This window comes from Streptomyces sp. cg40, assembly GCF_050320165.1.
Lineage (GTDB): Bacteria > Actinomycetota > Actinomycetes > Streptomycetales > Streptomycetaceae > Streptomyces > Streptomyces hokutonensis.
In genome coordinates this window covers 9334941-9355390 of record NZ_CP190128.1, presented here as the reverse complement: position 1 = coordinate 9355390, position 20450 = coordinate 9334941, and the positions used below count along the sequence as shown (strand labels likewise).

Annotated in this window: 23 protein-coding genes; 7 read left to right on the top strand and 16 right to left on the bottom strand. The window is 71.6% G+C overall.

What is annotated here, in order from left to right; all coding sequences use genetic code 11:
• Positions 1 to 103: 103 nt before the first annotated feature.
• From ACQHII_RS42230 to ACQHII_RS42220, 3 genes are all read right to left on the bottom strand, one after another.
• Positions 104 to 730, bottom strand: a complete 627-nt coding sequence (locus ACQHII_RS42230) for a DoxX family membrane protein (RefSeq protein WP_427924210.1) — start codon at positions 728 to 730, stop codon at positions 104 to 106.
• A 624-nt stretch (positions 731 to 1354) separates the two neighbouring features.
• Positions 1355 to 1858 (bottom strand): hypothetical protein, encoded by a 504-nt coding sequence (locus ACQHII_RS42225; RefSeq protein WP_427924209.1) that lies wholly within the window; start codon positions 1856 to 1858, stop codon positions 1355 to 1357.
• Between the two features lie 122 nt (positions 1859 to 1980).
• On the bottom strand, positions 1981 to 2181 hold the full coding sequence (locus ACQHII_RS42220; RefSeq protein WP_427924208.1) for a hypothetical protein: 201 nt from the start codon (positions 2179 to 2181) through the stop codon (positions 1981 to 1983).
• Between the two features lie 220 nt (positions 2182 to 2401).
• Between ACQHII_RS42220 and ACQHII_RS42215 the strand changes: the two genes are divergently transcribed.
• Together ACQHII_RS42215 and ACQHII_RS42210 are read left to right on the top strand one after the other, a co-directional pair.
• Complete coding sequence (locus ACQHII_RS42215; protein ID WP_427924207.1) at positions 2402 to 2866, top strand: Crp/Fnr family transcriptional regulator; 465 nt, start codon at positions 2402 to 2404, stop codon at positions 2864 to 2866.
• Between the two features lie 35 nt (positions 2867 to 2901).
• Positions 2902 to 3561 carry a CBS domain-containing protein gene (locus ACQHII_RS42210; RefSeq protein WP_427924206.1) on the top strand — a complete coding sequence of 220 codons (660 nt, stop codon included), beginning with the start codon at positions 2902 to 2904 and terminating at the stop codon, positions 3559 to 3561.
• Positions 3562 to 3626: 65 nt separating this feature from the next.
• On the opposite strand, the gene ACQHII_RS42205 is transcribed toward ACQHII_RS42210, so the two are convergent.
• Positions 3627 to 4205, bottom strand: a complete 579-nt coding sequence (locus ACQHII_RS42205; protein WP_427924205.1) for an Rv1733c family protein — start codon at positions 4203 to 4205, stop codon at positions 3627 to 3629.
• A gap of 225 nt (positions 4206 to 4430) precedes the next feature.
• On the opposite strand from ACQHII_RS42205, the gene ACQHII_RS42200 reads away from it, so the two are divergent.
• Together ACQHII_RS42200 and ACQHII_RS42195 are read left to right on the top strand one after the other, a co-directional pair.
• Positions 4431 to 5120, top strand: coding sequence for a response regulator (locus tag ACQHII_RS42200; protein WP_427924204.1), 690 nt, complete (start codon positions 4431 to 4433; stop codon positions 5118 to 5120).
• Between the two features lie 134 nt (positions 5121 to 5254).
• Positions 5255 to 6244 (top strand): Acg family FMN-binding oxidoreductase, encoded by a 990-nt coding sequence (locus tag ACQHII_RS42195; protein ID WP_427924203.1) that lies wholly within the window; start codon positions 5255 to 5257, stop codon positions 6242 to 6244.
• 189 nt (positions 6245 to 6433) lie between these two features.
• On the opposite strand, the gene ACQHII_RS42190 is transcribed toward ACQHII_RS42195, so the two are convergent.
• From ACQHII_RS42190 to ACQHII_RS42180, 3 genes are all read right to left on the bottom strand, one after another.
• Positions 6434 to 7282, bottom strand: a complete 849-nt coding sequence (locus ACQHII_RS42190) for a universal stress protein (RefSeq protein ID WP_427924202.1) — start codon at positions 7280 to 7282, stop codon at positions 6434 to 6436.
• A gap of 243 nt (positions 7283 to 7525) precedes the next feature.
• Entirely contained in the window at positions 7526 to 7771 is a 246-nt protein-coding gene (locus ACQHII_RS42185) for an SHOCT domain-containing protein (RefSeq protein WP_427924201.1), read from the bottom strand.
• 40 nt (positions 7772 to 7811) lie between these two features.
• Positions 7812 to 8711, bottom strand: a complete 900-nt coding sequence (locus ACQHII_RS42180; RefSeq protein WP_427924200.1) for a universal stress protein — start codon at positions 8709 to 8711, stop codon at positions 7812 to 7814.
• A gap of 351 nt (positions 8712 to 9062) precedes the next feature.
• Between ACQHII_RS42180 and ACQHII_RS42175 the strand changes: the two genes are divergently transcribed.
• Positions 9063 to 9716 carry a DUF4389 domain-containing protein gene (locus ACQHII_RS42175; RefSeq protein ID WP_427924199.1) on the top strand — a complete coding sequence of 218 codons (654 nt, stop codon included), beginning with the start codon at positions 9063 to 9065 and terminating at the stop codon, positions 9714 to 9716.
• Positions 9717 to 9834: 118 nt separating this feature from the next.
• Positions 9835 to 10347: a universal stress protein gene (locus ACQHII_RS42170; RefSeq protein WP_427924198.1), complete on the top strand. Its 513-nt coding sequence runs from the start codon at positions 9835 to 9837 to the stop codon at positions 10345 to 10347.
• A 358-nt stretch (positions 10348 to 10705) separates the two neighbouring features.
• On the opposite strand, the gene ACQHII_RS42165 is transcribed toward ACQHII_RS42170, so the two are convergent.
• The 3 genes from ACQHII_RS42165 to ACQHII_RS42155 all read right to left on the bottom strand — a co-directional run bounded on the left by ACQHII_RS42165 (position 10706) and on the right by ACQHII_RS42155 (position 13451).
• Positions 10706 to 12229, bottom strand: coding sequence for an MBL fold metallo-hydrolase RNA specificity domain-containing protein (locus ACQHII_RS42165; protein WP_427924197.1), 1524 nt, complete (start codon positions 12227 to 12229; stop codon positions 10706 to 10708).
• A gap of 13 nt (positions 12230 to 12242) precedes the next feature.
• Positions 12243 to 12665, bottom strand: a complete 423-nt coding sequence (locus ACQHII_RS42160) for an Hsp20/alpha crystallin family protein (protein WP_427924196.1) — start codon at positions 12663 to 12665, stop codon at positions 12243 to 12245.
• A 114-nt stretch (positions 12666 to 12779) separates the two neighbouring features.
• Positions 12780 to 13451, bottom strand: a complete 672-nt coding sequence (locus ACQHII_RS42155; RefSeq protein ID WP_427924195.1) for a CBS domain-containing protein — start codon at positions 13449 to 13451, stop codon at positions 12780 to 12782.
• A gap of 182 nt (positions 13452 to 13633) precedes the next feature.
• Here ACQHII_RS42155 and ACQHII_RS42150 point away from each other — a divergent pair, with 182 nt between their 5' ends.
• Complete coding sequence (locus ACQHII_RS42150; RefSeq protein WP_427924194.1) at positions 13634 to 14518, top strand: universal stress protein; 885 nt, start codon at positions 13634 to 13636, stop codon at positions 14516 to 14518.
• Positions 14519 to 14581: 63 nt separating this feature from the next.
• Here ACQHII_RS42150 and ACQHII_RS42145 read toward each other — a convergent pair whose 3' ends face one another.
• Genes ACQHII_RS42145 through ACQHII_RS42120 form a run of 6 tightly spaced genes read right to left on the bottom strand, consistent with a single transcriptional unit; the run spans position 14582 to position 20421 of the window.
• The gene (locus ACQHII_RS42145; RefSeq protein WP_427925529.1) at positions 14582 to 16000 is read right to left on the bottom strand and encodes an NAD(P)(+) transhydrogenase (Re/Si-specific) subunit beta; all 1419 of its coding nucleotides are present in this window, start codon (positions 15998 to 16000) and stop codon (positions 14582 to 14584) included.
• A gap of 5 nt (positions 16001 to 16005) precedes the next feature.
• Positions 16006 to 16320 (bottom strand): NAD(P) transhydrogenase subunit alpha, encoded by a 315-nt coding sequence (locus tag ACQHII_RS42140; RefSeq protein WP_427924193.1) that lies wholly within the window; start codon positions 16318 to 16320, stop codon positions 16006 to 16008.
• A complete protein-coding gene (locus tag ACQHII_RS42135) occupies positions 16317 to 17450 on the bottom strand; it encodes an NAD(P) transhydrogenase subunit alpha (protein ID WP_427924192.1) in 1134 nt (377 codons plus the stop codon). The genes ACQHII_RS42140 and ACQHII_RS42135 overlap by 4 nt, the downstream gene beginning before the upstream one ends.
• Before the next feature lie 43 nt (positions 17451 to 17493).
• Positions 17494 to 18507, bottom strand: a complete 1014-nt coding sequence (locus tag ACQHII_RS42130) for a zinc-dependent alcohol dehydrogenase (RefSeq protein WP_427924191.1) — start codon at positions 18505 to 18507, stop codon at positions 17494 to 17496.
• Between the two features lie 10 nt (positions 18508 to 18517).
• On the bottom strand, positions 18518 to 18886 hold the full coding sequence (locus tag ACQHII_RS42125; protein ID WP_427924190.1) for a DUF779 domain-containing protein: 369 nt from the start codon (positions 18884 to 18886) through the stop codon (positions 18518 to 18520).
• A gap of 14 nt (positions 18887 to 18900) precedes the next feature.
• Entirely contained in the window at positions 18901 to 20421 is a 1521-nt protein-coding gene (locus ACQHII_RS42120) for an aldehyde dehydrogenase family protein (RefSeq protein ID WP_427924189.1), read from the bottom strand.
• Between the last annotated feature and the right edge of the window lie 29 nt (positions 20422 to 20450).

The following is a 20450-nucleotide window of genomic DNA, read 5'->3' as shown; positions in this document are numbered from 1 at the left end:
GGGTTCCCGTGGCAGGGGCCGCAGGTCCCCGACAGGGGCCGTTCGGCCCAATGGGCAGCCGCACGGCGGGCCCCCTCACGAGGGCCCGCCGTAGCTGCCGCGGTCACCGCAGCCAGTTGTGGTCGCGGACGACCGGAAGCTTGGCCCAGATCCTGCCCAGGCCCCAGGTGTCACCGGCGCCCGCCGCCGCGAGGGCGATGATCACGACGGCGTAGATCAGGTGATAGTCGGCGAACGGGTTCGACGACATGCTCAGCGACCCGTCCGACAGGTGCTTGGCCGGCGGCCACTCCGCCATCCACATCAGCGCCATCATCACCGTGCCCGCCACCGCGGCCAGCCGCAGCGCGACACCGGAGATCAGTGCGACGCCGATGCCGAGCAGACCGAGCATGAACAGCCAGTTCGCCCAGCCCGCCCCCGCCCAGTCATGGAACGTCGACTCCATCGGACCCGCCGCCACACTGCTCAAGAAGCCCTTGGTCGGCGAACCACCGTCGATCCAGCCCTTCCCGGAGGGAGTCGCATAACCGAAGCCGAACGTCTTGTCCAGGAACGCCCACAGGAAGACGAACCCGGTGAACAGGCGCAGGGACGCGAAGACGTAGGCACGCGCCGTGGTGGTCTCCGCGGCGGCTGCCGTCACGGCGCCCTCGGACGCGGACCCGTTCCTGCGGAACGTCGGCAGGTGGAAGCCGGAGGTGCGGTGCGGGTGCTCGTGAACGGCCATGATCGTGGTCCTTTCGAGGTGTCGGGTCGTTCGTTGCACCGCTCACTCTGGTACGGCGGAACGTCCGTCACCTGATGCCGTTGGTCCGCCGGTGACGGGCTGAACGGCCCCTTCCGCAGGGCCTGTTGGGCCTCCGGCAGGACAGGCTTCGGCCAGCGCGCGGAACCTCGACTTCTCGGGCTGCGCCCAGCAGTTGAAGGGCGCGCGCGTGAGCGCGGCTGAGGATCGTGCCCAGGCCTCCGACACTGGAGTGGCGTCCGTTGTCGCCGTTGCGGCGCCGTTGCCGTCCAGCTCAATGACGGCGATCCTCCTGAACTCGCCCGCACCACACCGGCGTTCACGCAGAACATGCTGACGGTCGGCCAGGCCTTCGGGCTTCCGGGAGGTGTGGGCCGCGATCCTGGCCGTCCCCTGGCCGGGGGGTGGGTTTGGTGTGCCGGTGCGGCATCGAACTCACGGCGACTCCGTGGGCCGTCAGCGCACCACGACGCGAGCAGGACCCGACGGTTACAGCGCGCCACCGACCGGCGCGCGGGTGGTCGGCGCCCCAGGTCCAGCGCCGCGTTCCGGCCGGCTCCCCGGCCCGACGGGCTCGGCGCCGGCTTCGAGCGCGAAAGCCCGCTCCTACGCCGAGGCCCCCGCGCGCGGCTCTGCGGAGTTCCTCCGGCCTCGCCACACGGCCAGCGGCACCTTGGCGAACAAGCCGGCGAAGGCGAGCGGGACCAGCGGGGAGAGAGCGCGGCCCAGCTTGTTCCAGGCGCCCTGGTCCACCGGGACCCAGGACCCCCACGGTTCCCTGGACACCTCTACGGGCGCGCCGAAGGACGGCTCCGAGGAGAAGCCGGTCGCCGTGATCCGGTGTATCGCGCCGCCGGAGACCTGCGCCGGATCCACGAACCCCCGACAGACGAGGTCGGCATGGGTGCCGCCCCGGGATGTCGTGGCCGGCGCGGTCGCGTCGCAGTACGAGACCCGCATGGTCAGCTGCTGCCCGATCAGCCCCAGGCGCCCGACGGCCGAGACGGCCATGTACACGGCGACACCGACGAGGGAAAGGGCGATCACACCGCAGACGACGGTCCCGAGGACCTGCTTCCGCCCCATGCGCACCGTCGTCTGCTTGATCACGGTCCGATCGTACGAACCCGCTGCTGGGCCGCCGACAGCGCCCCCACGTTCCGATGAGCGACGGACCCGCAGGTCACCGAAATGGATCGGCGACTGCGGGTCCGGCCTTCGCGAACGGTGCGTCAGTGGTGGACGGGCGTCCGCCCGGCCGGCCGGTGCGTGCGGACCACCGACGAGGCCGCCGGCCGCTTCGGGGTCCGGCGGGCGCGCATCCGCAGCACCAGCGCGTCGAGCGCGGCGCCGACCACGACGGTGAGCGCGGTCGCTATCACCAGCAGGACGGCGAACTGCCTCCAGAACTCCGGTGTCAAGGTCGTACCCACGGTGTCCACCCCCTCGTCTCCGCCGAATCTCTGTCGAATCCCTGTCGAGTGCTTCTCTCGCTTTCATCGAACCGCGGGAGACGTGGTGGCACAGGGTGCCGCAGGGCTCCCCCGGGGGCGCCGGTCGGCCCGTTCCGCAGGCCAAGTGGCCCATGGCAGCGCGGGACCCACCGGCACACGCTGGAGGTGGTAGGTCCGTAAGACTTTCTGGAGGCACGCCATGAACGCTTCCCCCACCACGAGCATGCCGCGGGCCCTGCCCGCGGAGCACCGCGAACGGCTGATGAAGCTCGCGCGGGAGGTGTCGATCCCCCTGGGCACCCGGCTCTTCGAGGAGGGCGCCCGCGCCGACCGGTTCTGGATCATCCGCACCGGCACGATCGCCCTCGACATGCGCGTGCCCGGCCGCCGGGCCGCCGTCATCGAATCGCTGGGGCACAACGAACTCGTCGGCTGGTCCTGGCTGTTCGGCCCGCACTCCTGGCACCTGGGCGCCGAGGCGACGACACCGGTACGCGCCTGGGAGTTCGACGCCACGGCCGTACGCGCACTGTGCGAGGAAGACCCCGCGTTCGGCATGACCGTCTCGCAGTGGGTGGGCGACATCGTGGCCCACCGGCTCCGCTCGGCCCGCACCCGGCTGCTGGACCTGTACGCCCCGTACGGCAGCGGCGGCATGCGGTGACCGCGCCGATGGACCGTCATGAGGGAGGAGTGACCATGCATGGATCACCGCACATCGTGGGCGACGTGATGACGCGTACCGTCGCCACCGTCGTCCGTGGAGCCGTTTTCAAGGACATCGTCCGCACGATGCAGGAGCGGAAGGTCAGCGCCCTGCCGGTGCTCGACGCGGCGGACCGCGTGATCGGGATCGTCTCGGAGGCCGATCTGCTGCCCAAGGAGGAGTTCCGCGACAGCGACCCCGACCGGTACACCCAGTTGCGCCGGCTGTCCGACCTCGCGAAGGCCGGTTCGGTGACCGCGGGCGAGCTGATGACGTCGCCCGCCCTGACCGCGGGTGCGGGCGCGACGCTCGCGCAGGCGGCGCGGACCATGGCGCGGGCCAAGGTCAAGCGGCTGCCCGTCGTCGACCACGCGGGCCGGCTTGAGGGCGTCGTCAGCCGGGCCGACCTGCTGAAGGTGTTCCTCCGGGACGACGAGGAGATCGCCGAGGAGGTGCGCCGCGAGGTGGTCGCGTACCTGTTCCCCGGTCCCGCGTCGACGGTCCGGGTCGAGGTGCGGGACGGGGTCGTACGGCTCGGCGGCCGGGTAAGGGACACGTCCCTGGTTCCCGTGGCGGCGCGGCTCGTCCGAGCAGTCGAAGGGGTCGTGGATGTGGAGTTCGGGCTCGACGGGCCCGAACACTCCGCGGAGTGAGAGCTGCCGCGAGCCCGTAAACCGTTGCCCCGCCGGCCACCGACGGCCGACGGGGCAACGGCGTCTCAGCCGGTCCTGCGCCCCCACCGGGCCGCGGCCCGCTCCCACTCCTCGCCCCACTGGTCGGTGGCCCGCCGTTCCACCCTCAGCCGGATCAGGCGTCCGCCGGCGAGCACGAACAGTCCGCCGGCCAGTCCGGCTCCGGTACCGGCGGCCACCACACGGGCCGTCGCCACGGACGGACTCGGGGGCTCGCTCATCAGGTGGCCGTGCCCGTCCGTCCACACCGGCACCGTACTGCCGACGTCCGCTCCGGCCTTCACGTCCGTCGTAGTGGTGCGGACGACGCCCTGTGCGTCGGTCCAGCGCACCTTCGCCTTCACGCGGCTGTAGTCGACGCCCGCGCCCTTTCCGCTCGGCACGGCGGTGAGCAGCACGGCGGTCGCCGGCCGGCGCACCGCCGCGTCCCGCGCCTGGGCCGCCGCGACGCTCTGGGCACCGGCCACACCGGCGACAGTCCCCGCGGCCATCGCGAACGTCCAGGCGCCCAGCACGATCCACGCTTCCACCGCGTCGCTGTGCCGACGCAGTTCGTTGCGCCGCCAGCGCCACCCCAGGACCTTCACGCGCTTGATCTTCCGCATCGGTCACACCCCCTCACGGGCATCATGAAGACGAGAACAAGAGGACGGTCCCACCGGGTGATCGCCGCCGGGAGGGGCCGCCCGACCGTCGCGCGGGGGCCGGTGAGGACACGCCGGAAGGGGCGGTTGGGCCGGTCGGCCCTAGTGCTTCCGGGCCGGGCGCGTGATGATCGTGTCCACGGACGGCCCGCCGTCCGCTCACACTCCGGGGAACGAGGGGTCGAGATGACCGAGGCACGCACCTTCACCGCACAGGATCCGATCCGTGTGTTCCTGCTGGACGACCACGAGGTCGTACGACGTGGCCTGGCCGACCTGCTGGACGCCGAGGAGGACATCTCGGTGGTGGGCGACGCCGAGAACGTCGAGCACGCACTGGTACGGGCCCCCGCCGTGCGCCCGCACGTCGCCGTCCTGGACGTACGTCTCCCCGACGGCAACGGCATCACCGTCTGCCGTGAACTGCGCGACCAGATGCCGGAGTTGGCCGTCCTGATGCTGACCTCGTTCGACGACGAGGACGCCCTGCTCGACGCCATCATGGCCGGGGCCTCCGGCTATGTGCTCAAGCAGATCAAGGGCTCCGACCTGATCTCGGCGGTACGGACGGTCGCCTCCGGGCAGTCGATGCTCGACCCCGCGACGACGGCCCGTCTGATGCGCTCGCTGCGTGCCGAACCCGCCCAAGCCCCGGAGATCGCACCGGAGTTGGCGAGCCTGTCCCCGCGTGAACGGGAGATCCTCGCACTGATCGGGGACGGCCTCACCAATCGCGAGATCGGCAAGAAGCTGTATCTGTCGGAGAAGACCGTCAAGAACCACATCTCCCGGCTGCTGGCCAAGCTGGGTGTCCAGCGCCGGGTACAGGCCGCTGTGCTGGCCTCCCACCTGGAGCAGCCCGAGTCCGGCAACTGAGCAGCGCGCCGGGCCGTCCGGCGCACTCCCAAGGGCCGTACGGCCCCTCCTCCTGGTCCTCCTCGCAGGACCACGCTGGGCAGGAACAGCGAACAGCCCGGCCGCCGTTCGGGCGCGGGCGGGGAGGAGACCACATGTCCAGCACGGTTCTCGACGTGCCGACCCTGGAGACGCTGATCGCGGCGTCCGTCGCCGCACCCTCGATCCACAACACCCAGCCCTGGCGGTTCCGGCTCGACCCGGACACCGTCACGCTGGAGATCCGGGCGGTCGCGGAACGCGGCCTGCGGCACACCGACCCGTCGGGGCGCGCCCTGCACGTCTCGGTCGGCTGCGCCCTGTTCAACCTGCGCGTGGCGGTCGCCCACCACGGCTGGGAACCCGTGACCCGACTGCTCCCCCGCCCCCACGAACCCGACCTGCTGGCCACCGTCCGGCTCGCCGGAACCGCGCGGTTCCCGGCGGCGCCGCAGCTGTACGACGCGGTGTGGCGCCGGCACAGCAGCCGCTTCCCGTTCTCCGACCGCCAGGTGCCGGCCTCCGTGCTGGCCGAACTGACCGAGGCGGCCCATGCGGAGGGCGCGACGCTCGGCCTTCCCGGACCGGTCGAGACGGACCGGCTGCTGCGGCTGACCCGTGAGGCGGAGCAGCGCAACACGGCGGACTCGGACCGGGCAGCGGAGGGCCGTCGCTGGGTCCACCCGCCCAACGGCGACTCGCTCGGCATGCCGCCGGAGGCGATCGGGCCGCAGGACTTCCGGGAACGGATCCCGATGCGGGACTTCACCTCCCACCGACACCCCATGGCCCTCGTCGCCCGCCCCTTCGAGAAACGCCCTTCCCTCGCCGTCCTGTCCACCCTCCACGACCGCCGGACGGACTGGCTGCGCGCCGGTGAGGCACTCGACCGCGTCCTGCTGGTGGCCACCGCCCACGGCGTACGGGCTTCCCTGCTCCACCAGGCGCTGGAGTGGCCCGACCTGCGCGAGCAACTCACGGACGGCCGACGGGCGCACGCGCAGATGGTGCTCCGCCTCGGCTACGGTCCACAGGGGCCCGCCTCACCACGCCGTACGGCGCGTCAGGCGCTGCGGGAGGACGCGCGGCTTGCCTCGCACGCCTGACGGCACGGCCGGCCAACCAGGTCCGGGCGCCCGGCCCTCCTGCTGCGTCGCGCCCAGCAACCTCCGGCCCCCGCTCCCACGGCTTCGGTTCGTCGGCGACAAGGTGGCTCGCTTCCAGAACCGGGAGTGACCGGTAGAACGCCAGGTGGCGTTCTACCGGTCACTGGTCCATGCGGCCGTCCGCACGCGTCAGCAGTGGACGAGGGCGACGGGGCAGTCCGCCTCGCGCAGCGCCGTCTGGCAGACCGGGTCCAGCGGCAGCCCCACGAACCCGAACCGGCCGCGCGCCCCGACCACGAGGAGCTGGCTGTCGGCGCTGGCCTCGACCAGGGCCCGGCGGGACCGACCGCGGGGCCGACGGCACCGGAGGGTGACATCCGGGTACCGCGCGTGGAGCTCGGCCAGGGCACCGGTGAGCGCGGCATCCTCCTCGTCCGCCGTCACGGCGCGGGCGGAGCCGCCGTAGGGACGGGCGGCGGAGATGTTCCGCAGCTGCACGGCCACGAGGTCCACCCCGCGTGCCGAGGCCTCGGCGAAGGCGAATTCGGCGGCTCCGCGCAGCGTCGACGTGCCGTGGACGGCGAGCAGCACCGGACCGACCGGGTTCGGCCTGCCCCGTACGACCAGCAGCGGACCGGACATCCGCGCGGACAGGCGCCCGGCCAGCGATCCCTTGCGCGAGGTACCGTACCCCTGCGCGCCGTCGGCTCCGACAACCGTCAGAGACGCGGTGCGCGACTCGCCCTCCAGCACGTTCTCGGGTTCGCCGACGAGGACTTCGCGCGAGATCCGCACGTGCGGTGCGGTGCGGTGGGCCTGCCGCTCGGCCTGGTCCAGCACGCCCCTCGCCGACGCGTACCCACCGGTCCCGTCCATCTCCCACGACGGGACGCCGAACCGTCCGGCTCCGGCCGGCCAGCCGACCACCTGCGTCAACTCCAGGTCGACTCCCAGCCGTTCGGCGGCCTGCGCGGCGACTTCCACCACGGCGAGATTCGACCGCGAACCGTCCACTCCCACAACCACCGGGCCACTCATCACAGTCCACCCCTCTCCAGGCACCCTCCCTGATGGAAGCGGCGCTTCAGTGGACTCCAGACTCGTGCGGCCCCCGGCACGCCCACAGGGGCCGGACGGACCCCGTCGACCCACCGACCGGCCCCCGTGCCCGTACCCGTCGGGTCCGATGTCCCTCCGGACGACTCGGCGACCGGCTCCGCAACGCCGAAGAGCGGGGCGACGGACGGCCCGTGCCGTCGATCGTCGTCCCGCCCCTCGACCTCAGTGTTCAGTGAGCCTGGAACCATCCGTACGCAGGACGGCCAGGCGGTTGCGGTACTCCTCCTCGTCGATCTCCCCGCGGGCGAACCGGTCGGCGAGCACCTGCTCGGGCGGGGGCGATCCGAGGGGGTGCGGACGCTGAGAGCCACGGCTCAGGTTGCGGATGAGCAGGACGGCGATGGTCACGAGCAGGGCCCACAGCAGGACCGAGCCGACCGACATCGCGAACCAGTCCCATCCGCTCATGCCGTGTTGGTTCCAGTACGTCATCACGGTGATCACATCCTCAGTCGTGCGGGACGACGGCGACGGGGCAGTCGACATCGTGGATGGCGGCGTGGGTCACCGGACCGATGCGACGGCCGACCGGCCGTTCCGTGATCCTGCGGCCGACGACCAACAGGCTCGCGCCGCAGGCGGCCCGCATCAGCGCGGTCTGCGGCCGGTCCCTGGTCACGGTCTCGACGACCTCGACGCCGGGGTACTTGTCGCGCCACAGCCGCAGCGCGCCGGCCAGGGCGGCCTCCCACTCCTCGGCCCGGTGCGGGTCGTTGAGCAGGTCGACCTCACCGGGACCGAGCCCGAGCGTGGGCGTCTGCCAGGCGTGGACGACCCGGAGCCGCGCACCGCGCAGCCGGGCCGCCTCGAAGGCGAACTCGATCACCGCCTCGCAGGGTGCGTCGAGGTCGACGGCGAGGACCACGTCCCGGTAGCCGGTCCGCAGGCCGGCGCCGTCGCCGAGGTCCGGCAGTTGCTCGTCCGCCGCTGCCTCGCCCGCCCGGACCAGAACCACGGGTCCCGTGGCTCGGGCCACCACCCCCTGTGCGACCGAGCCCACCAGGAACCCGGCGGCACCGGTCAGGCCGCGCGAACCCAGTACCACCAGCTCGGCGCCTTCGGCCAGTTTCAGCAGGGCCGGGACCGCGGCCCCTTCCACCTGGTCGTCGTACAGGCGCACGTCCGGGCACGTCGCCCGGACCCGGTCCTCCGCCTGCCGCAGGGCGCGCCGCGCCAGATACCGCTGGGTCGCGCTGTCGGCCTCCCTCTCTCCACGACGCGGATGCCAGTCCCAGGCGTGCACCAGCCGCAGCGGCAGGCCGCGGCGCAGTGCTTCGCGGGCCGCCCATTCGGCGGCGGCCAGGCTCTCCGGCGATCCGTCCACTCCCGCCATGACGGACGCGAGCATGATCAGCACCTCCCCACACTCGGTGTGTTCCTCGGTGCCAGCGTCGTGCGTCGACCGCCGGGCCGGGAGGGGCCGCAGGGCCCGGGACGGGACCGTCCGGCCCCACCGTCTGCCCGCTCAGCCCATGGGCCGCCGGACACCGGAGCGGGACGCTGGCGGTGACGCCGCAGGGAAGACGCCGCGGCTCCCGGCAGGGAGGGCATCCGCGGCACCTCGCGGCCAAGTGGCGGCACCGTGCTGCGCCTGGGCGAGCGCGAGGCCGTCATCGAGGAGCGGCACTACATCGGCAAGCACGACGACCACCAGCACTACCGGAGTTGACGGCACCGGCCTCGGAAAGGATCGTCCGCCATGAATGAAGCGATGCCCGCAGTACATCCGGCCCGGCTCACCGCACACCTCGATCCGCCCGAGTCCCGCTGGCTGTGGCTGGTGAAGTGGCTGCTCGCCCTCCCCCACTACGTCGTCCTGTTCTTCCTGTGGATCGCGTTCGTGGGGGCGAGCGTGGCCGCCTTCTTCTCGATTCTGTTCACCGGCCGCTACCCGCGCCCGCTGTTCGACTTCAACACCGGTGTGCTGCGCTGGAGTTGGCGGGTGGCGTACTACGCGTACGGTGCCCTGGGCACCGACCGCTACCCGCCCTTCACCCTCGCCGACGTGCCCGACTACCCCACCCACTGGGACCTGGCGTACCCGGAGCAGTTGTCGCGCGGTCTCGTCCTGGTGAAGTGGTGGCTCCTGGCCGTACCGCACTATCTGGTCCTGGGGTTCCTGCTCGGCGGGCTGAAGGTGCCCTGGGCCTCGGGCGGGCTCATCACGCTGCTCGCCGTGTTCGCCGGGGTCTCGCTGGCCGCCACCGGGCGCTATCCGCGCGGCCTGTTCGACCTGGTGATCGGGCTCAACCGGTGGGTGCTGCGCGTGGTCGCGTACGCGGCGCTCCTCACCGACGTGTATCCGCCGTTCCGGCTCGACCAGGGAGGTGACGAACCGGAGGTGCCGTCCTGACCCTCCGGCGCCGCGAAGGCAAGGGACCTTTGGGCCCGGACAAGGCCCCCGTCGGCTCAGGCCACGGCGTCCGTGTCCGGGCCACTGTGATGGCAAGAGGCCGACCAGGGAGGCTGCCATGACCGAACACACCGACGGCAACGGCATCGTGGTGGGCGTCGACGGATCCGAGGCGTCGATGGCCGCCCTGCGCTGGGCGGCCGAGCAGGCCGAGATCCTGCACACGGGCCTCGTCGCCGTGCACGCCTGGGAGCCGGCCGCGAGCGGCCACGCGCCCTACGCGCCGGCACCCGCCCGTCCGACGGCCGCCCAGGAGCACGAGCGGGCCGTCCGGGTCCTCGCCGCCACCGTGCGCGAGGCTCTCGGGCCGCGGATCGACGATGCCGTGCGCCGCGTCGTGGTGGAGGGGCCACCGGCCCGCGTGCTGCTCCAACAGGCGCGCGGCGCACTGTTGTTGGCCCTGGGGCGCAAGGCGCACGGGAACTTCGGGCTGCCCTCGGTCGGCCCGGTGGGCCGTGAATGCCTGCGGCACTCGACGGTTCCGGTGGTGACCGTTCCGGTCACGGAGCGGTCCCGGGAACCGCAGAAAGCCGTCGATTCGCCTCCGCTGGCCAGGAGTGGTGCCTCGTAGCGCCGTCGGGCAGCAGAAGCGACCGGCTCGGACCTGGGTCCGGGCCGATTCCCGTGCTTGAAGAGTGCGGGGTGTGTCGTACGGGTACGAGGGGTTGGGCCGTTCGGCTCCGGTGCTCGGTCGCCGTGGCCCACGCACCGGGGTCCAGGGCCCCATCGTCGTAGGAGCGGTCACGGACGAGGCTCAGGGCATACGCGGCGGCCGGGTGAGAGGCACCAGGCCCACGGGAGTCCAGGAGGCGGCGGTCATGAAGCGCATACAGGAGACCAAGCGCCCCTCGATCCCGCGCCGGCCCGCGCCGCTCGACCTGCGGACCCCGTCCGGACGCCGTCTCCCGTACTGAAGGGGCACTGCGGTGTCACCTCACGAGGACCCGCTCCCCCGACCGCGGTACGACGGCCGTCCAGCCCAGCGTCCGGTCGATGCGGTCCCGCAGTGCCTCGGCCGCCTCGGGCTCGCCGTGCACCAGGTAGGTGGTGTGCGGGGCGGGTGCGCCGCGCAGCCAGTCGAGGATCTGAGCCGCGTCCGCGTGGGCGGAGAAGTGCGGTACGTCGGCGATCTGGGCGCGCACCGGCACGTATTCGCCGAACATCTTGAGCGCCTTGGCCCCGTCGACGAGGTCGCGGGCCCGGGTGCCCCGGGCGGCGAAGCCCACCACCATCACGGTGTTGCGCGGGTCGGGCAGCAGACGCTCCAGGTGGTGCAGGACGCGGCCACCGGTGGCCATGCCGGACGCCGAGACGATGACGGCGGGTCCGGTCGTACGGCCGATCTCGACGGACTCCTGGACGGTCCGCGCGGCGAGGAACGGCTCGGGGCTCAGCGCGTCCGTCCCTGCGTCCGTGACCTCGGGCCGCAGTTCGGGGGCCTTCGCGAGGACGGCGTCCCGGTAGACGTCGAGCGCGGCGAGGGCCATCGGGCTGTCGACGTACACCGGTACGGCGGCGGGCAGCAGGCCCTGGCGGCGGAGTTCGGCGAGCTCGTGCAGGACGACCTCGGTGCGGTCGAGGGCGAACGCGGGGATGACGACCGTGCCGCCTCTCCTGAGGGTCCGGGTCAGGACGTCGGCGAAGTGGGCCCGCCCGGCGTCCTCCTCGTGGCGGCGATTTCCGTACGTCGACTCCATGAGGAGGACGTCCGCGCCGGAGAACGGCTCCGGGGGCCGTAGCAGGGGATGCCCGGGGCGCCCGAGGTCGCCGCTGACCGCGAGGGTGTGCCCGTCCTCCAGGGTGAGCAGGGCCCAGGCCGAGCCGAGGATGTGGCCGGCCGGGTGCAGCGTGAGGCGGGTGTGCGGGGCGAGTTCGGTGCTCTCGCCGGTCGGTACCGGGTCGATGAGCTTGAGGGTGCGGTCGACGTCCGAGTCGTCGTACAGCGGCTGTGCGGGCCGGTGTTTGGACCAGCCGTGGTCGTTGGCGTGCTGGGCGGCCTCCATCTGGAGCTTGGCGCTGTCCCGGAGCACGATCTCGATGAGGCGGGCGCTGTACTCGGTCGTCACGATGCGGCCGTGGAAGCCGTGGCGCACCAGCCTGGGCAGGTATCCGCAGTGGTCGAGGTGGGCGTGGGTGACGACGACCGCCTCGATGTCGCCGGCGTCGCAGGGCAGCCGCCGCCAGTTCGTCCGGCGCAGGTCGGCGAGGCCCTGGAAGAGGCCGCAGTCGACGAGCACGCGTGCGTGGTCGCTCTCGACGAGGAACTTGCTGCCGGTGACCGTTCCGACGCCGCCCAGGAAGGTGAGCAGGGCGGGTCTGGTACGGGCTTCCGCGGGCTGTGCCGACGGTGATGCCGTGTTCGGGACCATGGCGGTCTCCTCGTCGAGGGAGCGGGGCTCGGTCGTGTACGCGGCCGGGTGCCCTGTCCCGGCCGCGTACACATGGCGCTGCACGGCACGTGAGCGGTCAGCCGTGCTGCACCGGGATGGTCCGGGTGCCCGTCTTCGTCTCCGGCACCGGGACCGTGATCGTCAGGACACCGTCCTTGTACGCGGCGGTGGCCTCGTCGCCCTTCGCGCCGGCGGGGAGCCGGACGGAGCGGGCGAAGCTTCCGTAGCGGAACTCCGTGTGGTGCTTCTGCGTGGTCTCCTCACTGCGCTCGGACCGCAGGGTCAGAACGCCTTCCGTCACCGTGATCTCGACGTCCTTCGCGGGGTCGATGCCGGGAAGCTCGGCCCGCAGCAGATACGTCCCGTCGGTCAGGTGTTCCTCGATCCGGATGGTGTGCAGTCCCGGAACCGTGTGCGTGCCCGGGAACCCGGTCTCGACCCAGCCGAACAGGTCGGGGAGCGCCGGCCAGCCAGGCAGCCGCTCGATCATGCCGTTCATGTTCTCCCTCCTCTTCTTGGCCACTTCCAGCATGGCGCGCGGAGGGAACGCACGCGTGGGCCGACCGGGCCCGTGCTCGACCCGGTCGGCCCTGGCAGCCGATCACTTCGGGGGTCAGAGCGGTTCGAGGTCCGGGCGGCGCGGCGGCCCCACGAGCGCGCAGTCCACGTCCACCACACCCTCGACCGCCCGCACCAGGCGGGTGACGACGGGCACCAAGGCGGTGTCGGGGACACGGCCGTCGAGGGTCGCGACGCCGTCGCACACCTCCACGCGGATCGGTTCGACCGACTCCGGGAACAGGCGGGCGACAACCTCGTGGCGGATCTCCTCCGCGATGTCCTCGTCCTTCCGGAGGAAGACCTTCAGCAGGTCGGAGCGGCTGACGATGCCCTTCAGCCGGCCCTGGTCGTCGACCACCGGGAGCCGCTTGGTCCGCGTCTGAGCCATGGTGCGCGCGGCCCGGGCAAGGGTGGCGTCGGCGTGGACGGTGAGGGCCGGCGCGGTCATCAGCTCGGCCGCGGTGACGGCTCCGGCCTTCGTCAGGTCGGACAGCCGACGCAGCTCGGAGTACCGGTCCGGGTCGCCGTCGTGGAACGCCTCCTTGGGCAGCAGATCGGCCTCGGAGACCACACCGATCACTCGCCCCTCGTCGTCCAGGACGGGAAGCGCGCTGACCTTCCACTGCCGCATGGTCTTGACGATCTCCTTGAACCCGGCATCGCGGCCAAGGGCAACGACGGTGCGGGTCATGACGTCGCAGACGATGTGCGGGATGCCGTGCATGATGTCCTCCGGTGATGTCTCGGAACATCTTCAGCCTCGGCGCCGGCAGCACCAGGCGCATGAGCCGAGTGGTCCCCACCTGGACCCCGATGGGCTCTCCTACTGCGGTTTCGTCGGGACGACGCTGGTGGTACCGGGTCCGCGGACCGGTCCGCGGCCACCGATCCAGGGAGGTGTTGACCGTGCTGCGTCCTGTTGTCGTAGGACTGGACGGTTCACGAGAGAGCCTCGCCGCCGCCGACTGGGCGGCGCGGGAGGCGTTGCGCCGCGGTGTGCCGCTGCGTCTGGTGCACGCGTGGCAGACGGGGTCTGCCGAACCGTCGGATCTGCCCGAGCTGGAAGCGCCCCGGCACTGGGCGCGGCGGATTCTCCGCGAAGCCATGGACCGGGTCAACGAGAGGTATCCGCAGGTCTATCTGAGTGCCGAGCAGATCGCCCGGCCCGCGTCCGACGCCCTCGTGGCGGCAGGCGCGGAGGGCGAGTTGCTGGTGCTGGGCAGCCGCGCGTTCAGCGGATTCGGCGGGTTCCTGGCCGGTTCCGTCGCGCTGGCCACGGTGGCTCGCGCGACCCGGCCGGTCGTGCTGGTCCGGGCCGACGAGACCCCGGCGAGCGAGCGGATGCCCGGCCAGGACGGCAAGCCGTCGGCCCGTGCGCCGTACCGCGAGGTGGTGGTGGGTGTCGACTTGGCGCGTATGTGCGAGGACGTTCTCGTGTTCGCCTTCGAGAGTGCTGTAGTGCGGTCCGCACCACTGCGTGCGGTGCATGCCTGGCAGCAGTCGATCTCGCCCGGGCCCGGCGCCAAGAACACGAGCGCGCAGGAGGACGCCGAGCGGGAGCTGGCCAGGGTCCTCGGGCCGTGGCGCGCGAAGTACCCGACGGTGGAGGTCCACGAGGTCGTGGCGAACGACCGTCCGGCGCACCTGATCCAGGGCGCCGCGGCAGACGCCGGCCTGCTGGTCGTCGGGTGCCGCAACCGCCCGGCCAAGGTGGGTACGCACACCGGCCCGGTCGCCCACGCGGTGATGCACCACGTCCGCTGCCCGGTCGCGATCGTCCCGCACGAGTGAAGCACCACGGCCCATGAGTGAGGCCCACGCGCCGGCCGCGTGGGCCTCACTCATGTCTGCCGCTCAGCCGACGAACTCGCCCACGGCCGCCTTCAGTTCGGTCAGTCCCTTCTTCGCGTCGGTGAAGAACATGCCGGTCTTCGGATCGGTGTACAGCTCGTTGTCGACGCCCGCGTAGCCGTGCCCCATCGAACGCTTGATGACGACCACGCTCTTCGCCTTGTCGACGTCGAGGATCGGCATACCGGAGATCGCGTTGCCGGGGCGGCGGGCCATCGGGTTGGTGACGTCGTTGGCGCCGATCACCAACGCCACGTCCGCCTGCGGGAATTCGGGGTTGACGTCATCCATTTCCTTGAGCTGGGTGTACGGCACGTTGGCCTCGGCCAGGAGCACGTTCATGTGTCCCGGCATCCGGCCGGCCACCGGGTGGACGGCGTAGCTGACGTCGACGCCGTGCTCGGTCAACACCTTTGCCAGGTCGCCGAGTTCGTGCTGCGCCTGGGCGGCGGCGAGGCCGTAGCCGGGGACGAAGACGACCTTCCTCGCGTACGCGAGTTGGATCGCCACATCGTCGACGGAGATCGCGCGCACCTGGGCGGGTGCTCCGTCGGCGCCGACCGCCGCCGGGGCACTGTCGCCGGTGCCGAAGCCGCCGATCACGATGTTCATGATGGAACGGTTCATGGCGTCGGCCATCAGCTTGGTGAGGATGCCGCCCGAGGAGCTGACGAGCATGCCCGCGATGATCAGGGCGGTCTCGTCGAGGACGAAGCCCGCCATCGCGACCGCCGACCCCGTGAACGCGTTCAGCAGGGCGATGACCACCGGCATGTCGGCGCCACCGATCGGCAGGACCATCGTCACACCGAACAGCAGGGCGACAACGACCAGTCCGTACAGGGCCGTTGAGGAGTCCGGGGCCAGCACCAGCCAGACGGTGCCGACGGCGAAGGACGCCGGGAGCAGCACGTTGAGCAGGCGTGCCCCCGGGAACACGATCGGCGAGCCGGACACGAGACCCTGCAACTTGCCCGCCGCGACCAGCGAGCCGGAGAAGGTGACGGCGCCGATGACGATGTCCAGGGCGCCTGGGAGCGAGACGCGTGCGCCCAGTGCGGCAGGATGGTCGGCCTGGAGCAGGTCGTTGACCGCGATCAGGGCAGCCGCGCCACCGCCAACAGCATTGAAGACGCTCACCAGTTGGGGCATCGCGGTCATCTTCACCTCGCGTGCGGCCCACAGGCCGAGTGCCGCGCCGACGAGACCGCCGCTGACGAGGACGAGCCAGCCGGTGGTGCTGATCCGGTTCTCGTGGACGACGAGCCAGACCGTGGCACCGATCGCGACGGCCATGGCCCCGGCGGAGAGCGTGTTGCCGCGGCGGGCCGTGCGCGGGTGGTTCATCAGGTGCAGGCCGAGCACGAAGCAGGCGGCGGCGATCAGGAAGACGTAGTGGACGGCGTTGGAGACGGTGTCCATCGCGGTCACACCTCCTTGTCCCGTGTTCCGGCGGCGGGCCGGGCCTTGAACATCTCCAGCATCCGGTCGGTGACGACGTACCCGCCGACCACGTTCATGGCGCCGAACACCATGGCCACGAAGGCGAGTACGTAGCCGAGCCAGGTGTGCGACTCGGCGGCGATGAGCATCGCGCCGATGACGACGATGCCGTGCACCGAGTTCGAACCGGACATCAGCGGGGTGTGCAGGGTCGCCGGGACCTTGCTGATGACCTCGATGCCGACCAGGACGCTCAGCACGAAGACGGTGATCGCGGTGAGGAGGTCGAGGTTGTTCATGAGGATGCACCTCCTGTCCGAGCTGTTCCGCCCATGAGGGCGGCCGTGATCTCGTCGGTCGGGTCGAGGACGAGTTCGCCGTCCGGCACCAGGTGGCGCAGCAGGGCGACGAGGTTGCGGGCGTAGGCGGTGGACGCGGCGGTCGCCATGGCGGACGGCAGCCGGCCGGCGCCGATCAGGGTGACGCCGTTGTCGAGGACGGTGGTCTTGTCGGCCTCGGTGCCCTCGACGTTGCCGCCGAGCTCGCTCGCCGCGAGGTCGACGACGACCGAGCCGGGCTTCATCCGCCCGACGACCTCGGCGGTCACGAGCAACGGCGGCTTGCGGCCGGGGACTTGGGCGGTGGTGATGACGATGTCCGAGCCGGCGATGTGCTCGTCCAGCGCCGCCCGCTGGGCCTGTTGCTCCTGTTCGGTCAACTCCCGTGCGTAGCCGGTCTGTTCGGCGCCCGGTTCCGGTGCCTGGGCGGTCTGGATGTCGAGGAACCGGGCGCCCAGCGACTCCACCTCCCCTCGGGACGCGGGGCGTACGTCGTACGCCGAGATGACGGAGCCGAGGCGCCGGGCGGTGGCGATCGCCTGAAGCCCGGCCACTCCGGCGCCGAGGACGAGGACCTGCGCCGGGCGCATGGTGCCCGCCGCGGTGGTCAGCATCGGGAGGAACCGGTCGTAGGAGTCGGCGGCGAGGACCGCCGCCTTGTAGCCGGCGACGTTGGCCTGGGAGGTCAGCGCGTCCATGGACTGGGCGCGGCTGAGGGTGCGGGGCAGCAGGTCGAGGCTCACCGTGCGGACCCCGCGTCCGGTCAGTCCGTCGACGAGGGCGGGGTGGCGGAGCGGTTCGAGCAGGCCGATCAGTGTCTGCCCGGGGCGCAGCGCCTCGGCGCTCTCCGGGTCCGGCGGTCCCACGCACAGCACGGCGTCGGCGCGTGCGTACAGCTCCTCCGCGGACACGACGGTCGCGCCGGACCCGGTGTACTCGGCGTCGGTGAACCAGGCGCCGGACCCGGCACCGGCCTCGACGAGGACGTCGATTCCGGCCCGGCGCAGGAGGGTTACGGCCTCGGGGACGAGCGCGACCCGGCGTTCACCGGGTGCCCTCTCCCGTACGGCTCCTACGGTGACGGTTCCCATGACCTGCTGCCTCTCTCTGTGGTCCGGGGGTCTGCGGACTCAGTCAGAACTCGAAGACGAGCCGTGCTTCGGCCCGTCCGCCGAGGACCTCGTCGAAGGAGTCGTTGACCTCGTCCAGGCGCCGCGGTTCGGCGATGACCTTGGTGCGGCCGGCCGCGTGCAGCGCGAACACCTCGGACAGGTCCTGGCGGGTGCCGACGATGGAGCCGATGACGGAGATCCCGCCGAGCACGGTCTCGAAGATCGGCACGTCGATCGACGCGTTGTCGGCGGGCAGGGCGACCATGACGAGCCGTCCGCCGCGGTTGAGCGACCGGTACGCCTGCTCGAACGCCTTGGGTGCGGCGGCCAGGACGACGGCCACGTCCGCGCCGCCGGCCTTCCTGATCTCCTCGACCGGGTCGTGCGTACGGGCGTTGACGGTCAGGTCGGCGCCGAGCTGGTGGGCGAGGCCCAGCTTGTCGGGTTCGAGGTCGACGGCGGTGACGAACCCGCCGACGAGGCGCGCGTACTGGAGCGCCAGGTGGCCGAGGCCGCCGATGCCGAAGACGGCGACCCGCTCGGCCGGGGTCACCCGGGCGACCTTGATCGCCTTGTAGGTGGTGACGCCCGCGCAGGTCAGCGGCGCCGCGTCGAAGGACGACACGCCGTCGGGGACCCGCACCACGGCACCCGCGTCGGCGACGGCGAACTCGGCGTAGCAACCGTCCACGGAGTAGCCGGAGTTGACCTGGCTCTCGCAGAGGGTCTCCCAGCCGGAGACGCAGTAGCGGCAGGTGCCGCAGGACGAGCCGAGCCACGGGATCGCGACCCGCCTGCCGATCAGGTCGTGGGACACGCCCGCGCCGACGGCCTGTACGGGCCCGACGCCTTCGTGACCGGGGACGAAGGGCGGTTGCGGCTTGACCGGCCAGTCGCCGTGGGCCGCGTGGATGTCGGTGTGGCAGAGGCCGGAGGCCTCCATCTTCACGAGTAGCCGGCCGGGGCCGGGCTCGGGGACGGGAAGGTCCTGGATCTCCAGTGGCTTCCCGAAGTCGGTGACGACTGCTGCCCTCATGATCTGCTCCTCAAGTGGTCCTGCACCGGGCCGGGTTGACCCGGGTCACGAAACGCAGCCCGTCTCCGGCTGCGAGGGAGAAGCCGCCCGGTGTGCCCGGTTCCACGTCCAGGACGTAGAAGGGGCGGCCGAAGGCCTCGTACTGGTCGGCGTTCACGTGGAAGGTGCAGCCGTCCACCACGCCGACGAGCATGTCGCCGTCTCCCAGGGCGAATTCACCGCCGGGGAAGCACATCGGGTCGCTGCCGTCGCAGCAGCCGCCCGACTGGACGAACATGACGGGCCGGCCGTGGGCGGCGCGCAGGACTGCGATGGCCTTGCGCGCCGCACGCGTGGCGGTGACGCGCCCGACGGTGCCGTAGTCGACTCTTCCGGGCATGTCGCTGCGCTCCTCTAGAACAGTCCGAGCGGCTTGTCGCTGTAGCTGACCAGGAGGTTCTTGGTCTGGCTGTAGTGGTCGAGCATCATCTTGTGGTTCTCGCGGCCGATGCCGGAGACCTTGTAGCCACCGAACGCGGCACCCGCGGGGTACTGGTGGTAGCAGTTCGTCCAGACCCGGCCGGCCTTGATGGCGCGGCCCATCCGGTAGGTGCGTCCGGTGTCGCGGCTCCACACGCCGGCGCCGAGGCCGTAGAGCGTGTCGTTGGCGATCTCCAGGGCCTCGGCCTCGTCCTTGAAGGTGGTGACGGCGAGGACGGGTCCGAAGATCTCCTCCTGGAAGACCCGCATCCTGTTGTGGCCCTTGAGGACGGTCGGCTCGTAGAAGTAGCCGTTCGCGAACTCGCCTTCCATGGTGGGCCGGTGGCCGCCGACGAGCAGTTCCGCGCCCTCCTTGAGGCCGATGTCGACGTACGACGCGATCTTCTCGACCTGCTGCCTGGAGACCTGCGGGCCGATCATGGTCGCCGTGTCGAGCGGGTCACCCTGCTTGATGGCGCGGATGCGCTCCAGGCAGCGGCCCATGAACTCCTCGTAGATGTCCTCCTGGATGAGGGCACGCGAGGGGCAGGTGCAGACCTCGCCCTTGTTGAACGCGTACAGGACGAGTCCTTCGACGGCCTTGTCCAGGAAGTCGTCGTCGTAGGCCGCGACGTCGTTGAAGAAGATGTTCGGCGACTTGCCGCCCAGCTCCAGCGTGACCGGGATGATGTTCTGGGCCGCGTACTGCATGATCAGGCGGCCGGTGGTGGTCTCGCCGGTGAAAGCGACCTTGGCGATGCGCTTGTTGGTCGCGAGGGCCTTGCCGATCTCGGCGCCGGGACCGTTGACGACGTTGAGGACGCCGGGCGGCAGATGGTCGCCGACGACCTCCATCAGCTTGAGGATCGACCACGGGGTCGGGGAGGCGGGCTTGATCACCGTGGCGTTGCCGGCGGCGAGCGCCGGAGCCAGCTTCCACGCGGCCATCAGCAGCGGGAAGTTGAACGGGATGATCTGACCGACCACGCCCAGCGGCTCGCGGAAGTGGTAGGCCACCGTGTCCTTGTCGATCTCGGTGATCGAGCTGTCCTCGGCGCGGACGGCTGCCGCGAAGTAGCGGAAGTGGTCGGCCGCGAGCGGGATGTCGGCCGCGAGAGTCTCGCGGACCGGCTTGCCGTTCTCCCAGCTCTCGGCGATCGCCAGTTCCTCGCGGTGGGCGTCGATGGCGTCGGCGACGGCGTTGAGCGCGGCGGCGCGCTGCGCGGTGGACGCCTCGCCCCACTTGGGCTGCGCGGAGTGCGCGGCGTCCAGGGCGAGTTCGATGTCCTGGGGTCCGGACTTCGGGACCTCGCAGATCGGCTCGGCGGTGGCGGGGCACAGGTTGGGCGAGTACTCGCCCGTGGTGGGTGCCTGCCACTTGCCGCCGATGAAGTTCTCGTAGCGGGGCGCGACGTCCACGGGGCTGCCCGCCCGGCCAGGAGGCTGGTACTTCATGACCGTCCCCTTTTCCCTCGGGGTTGCTC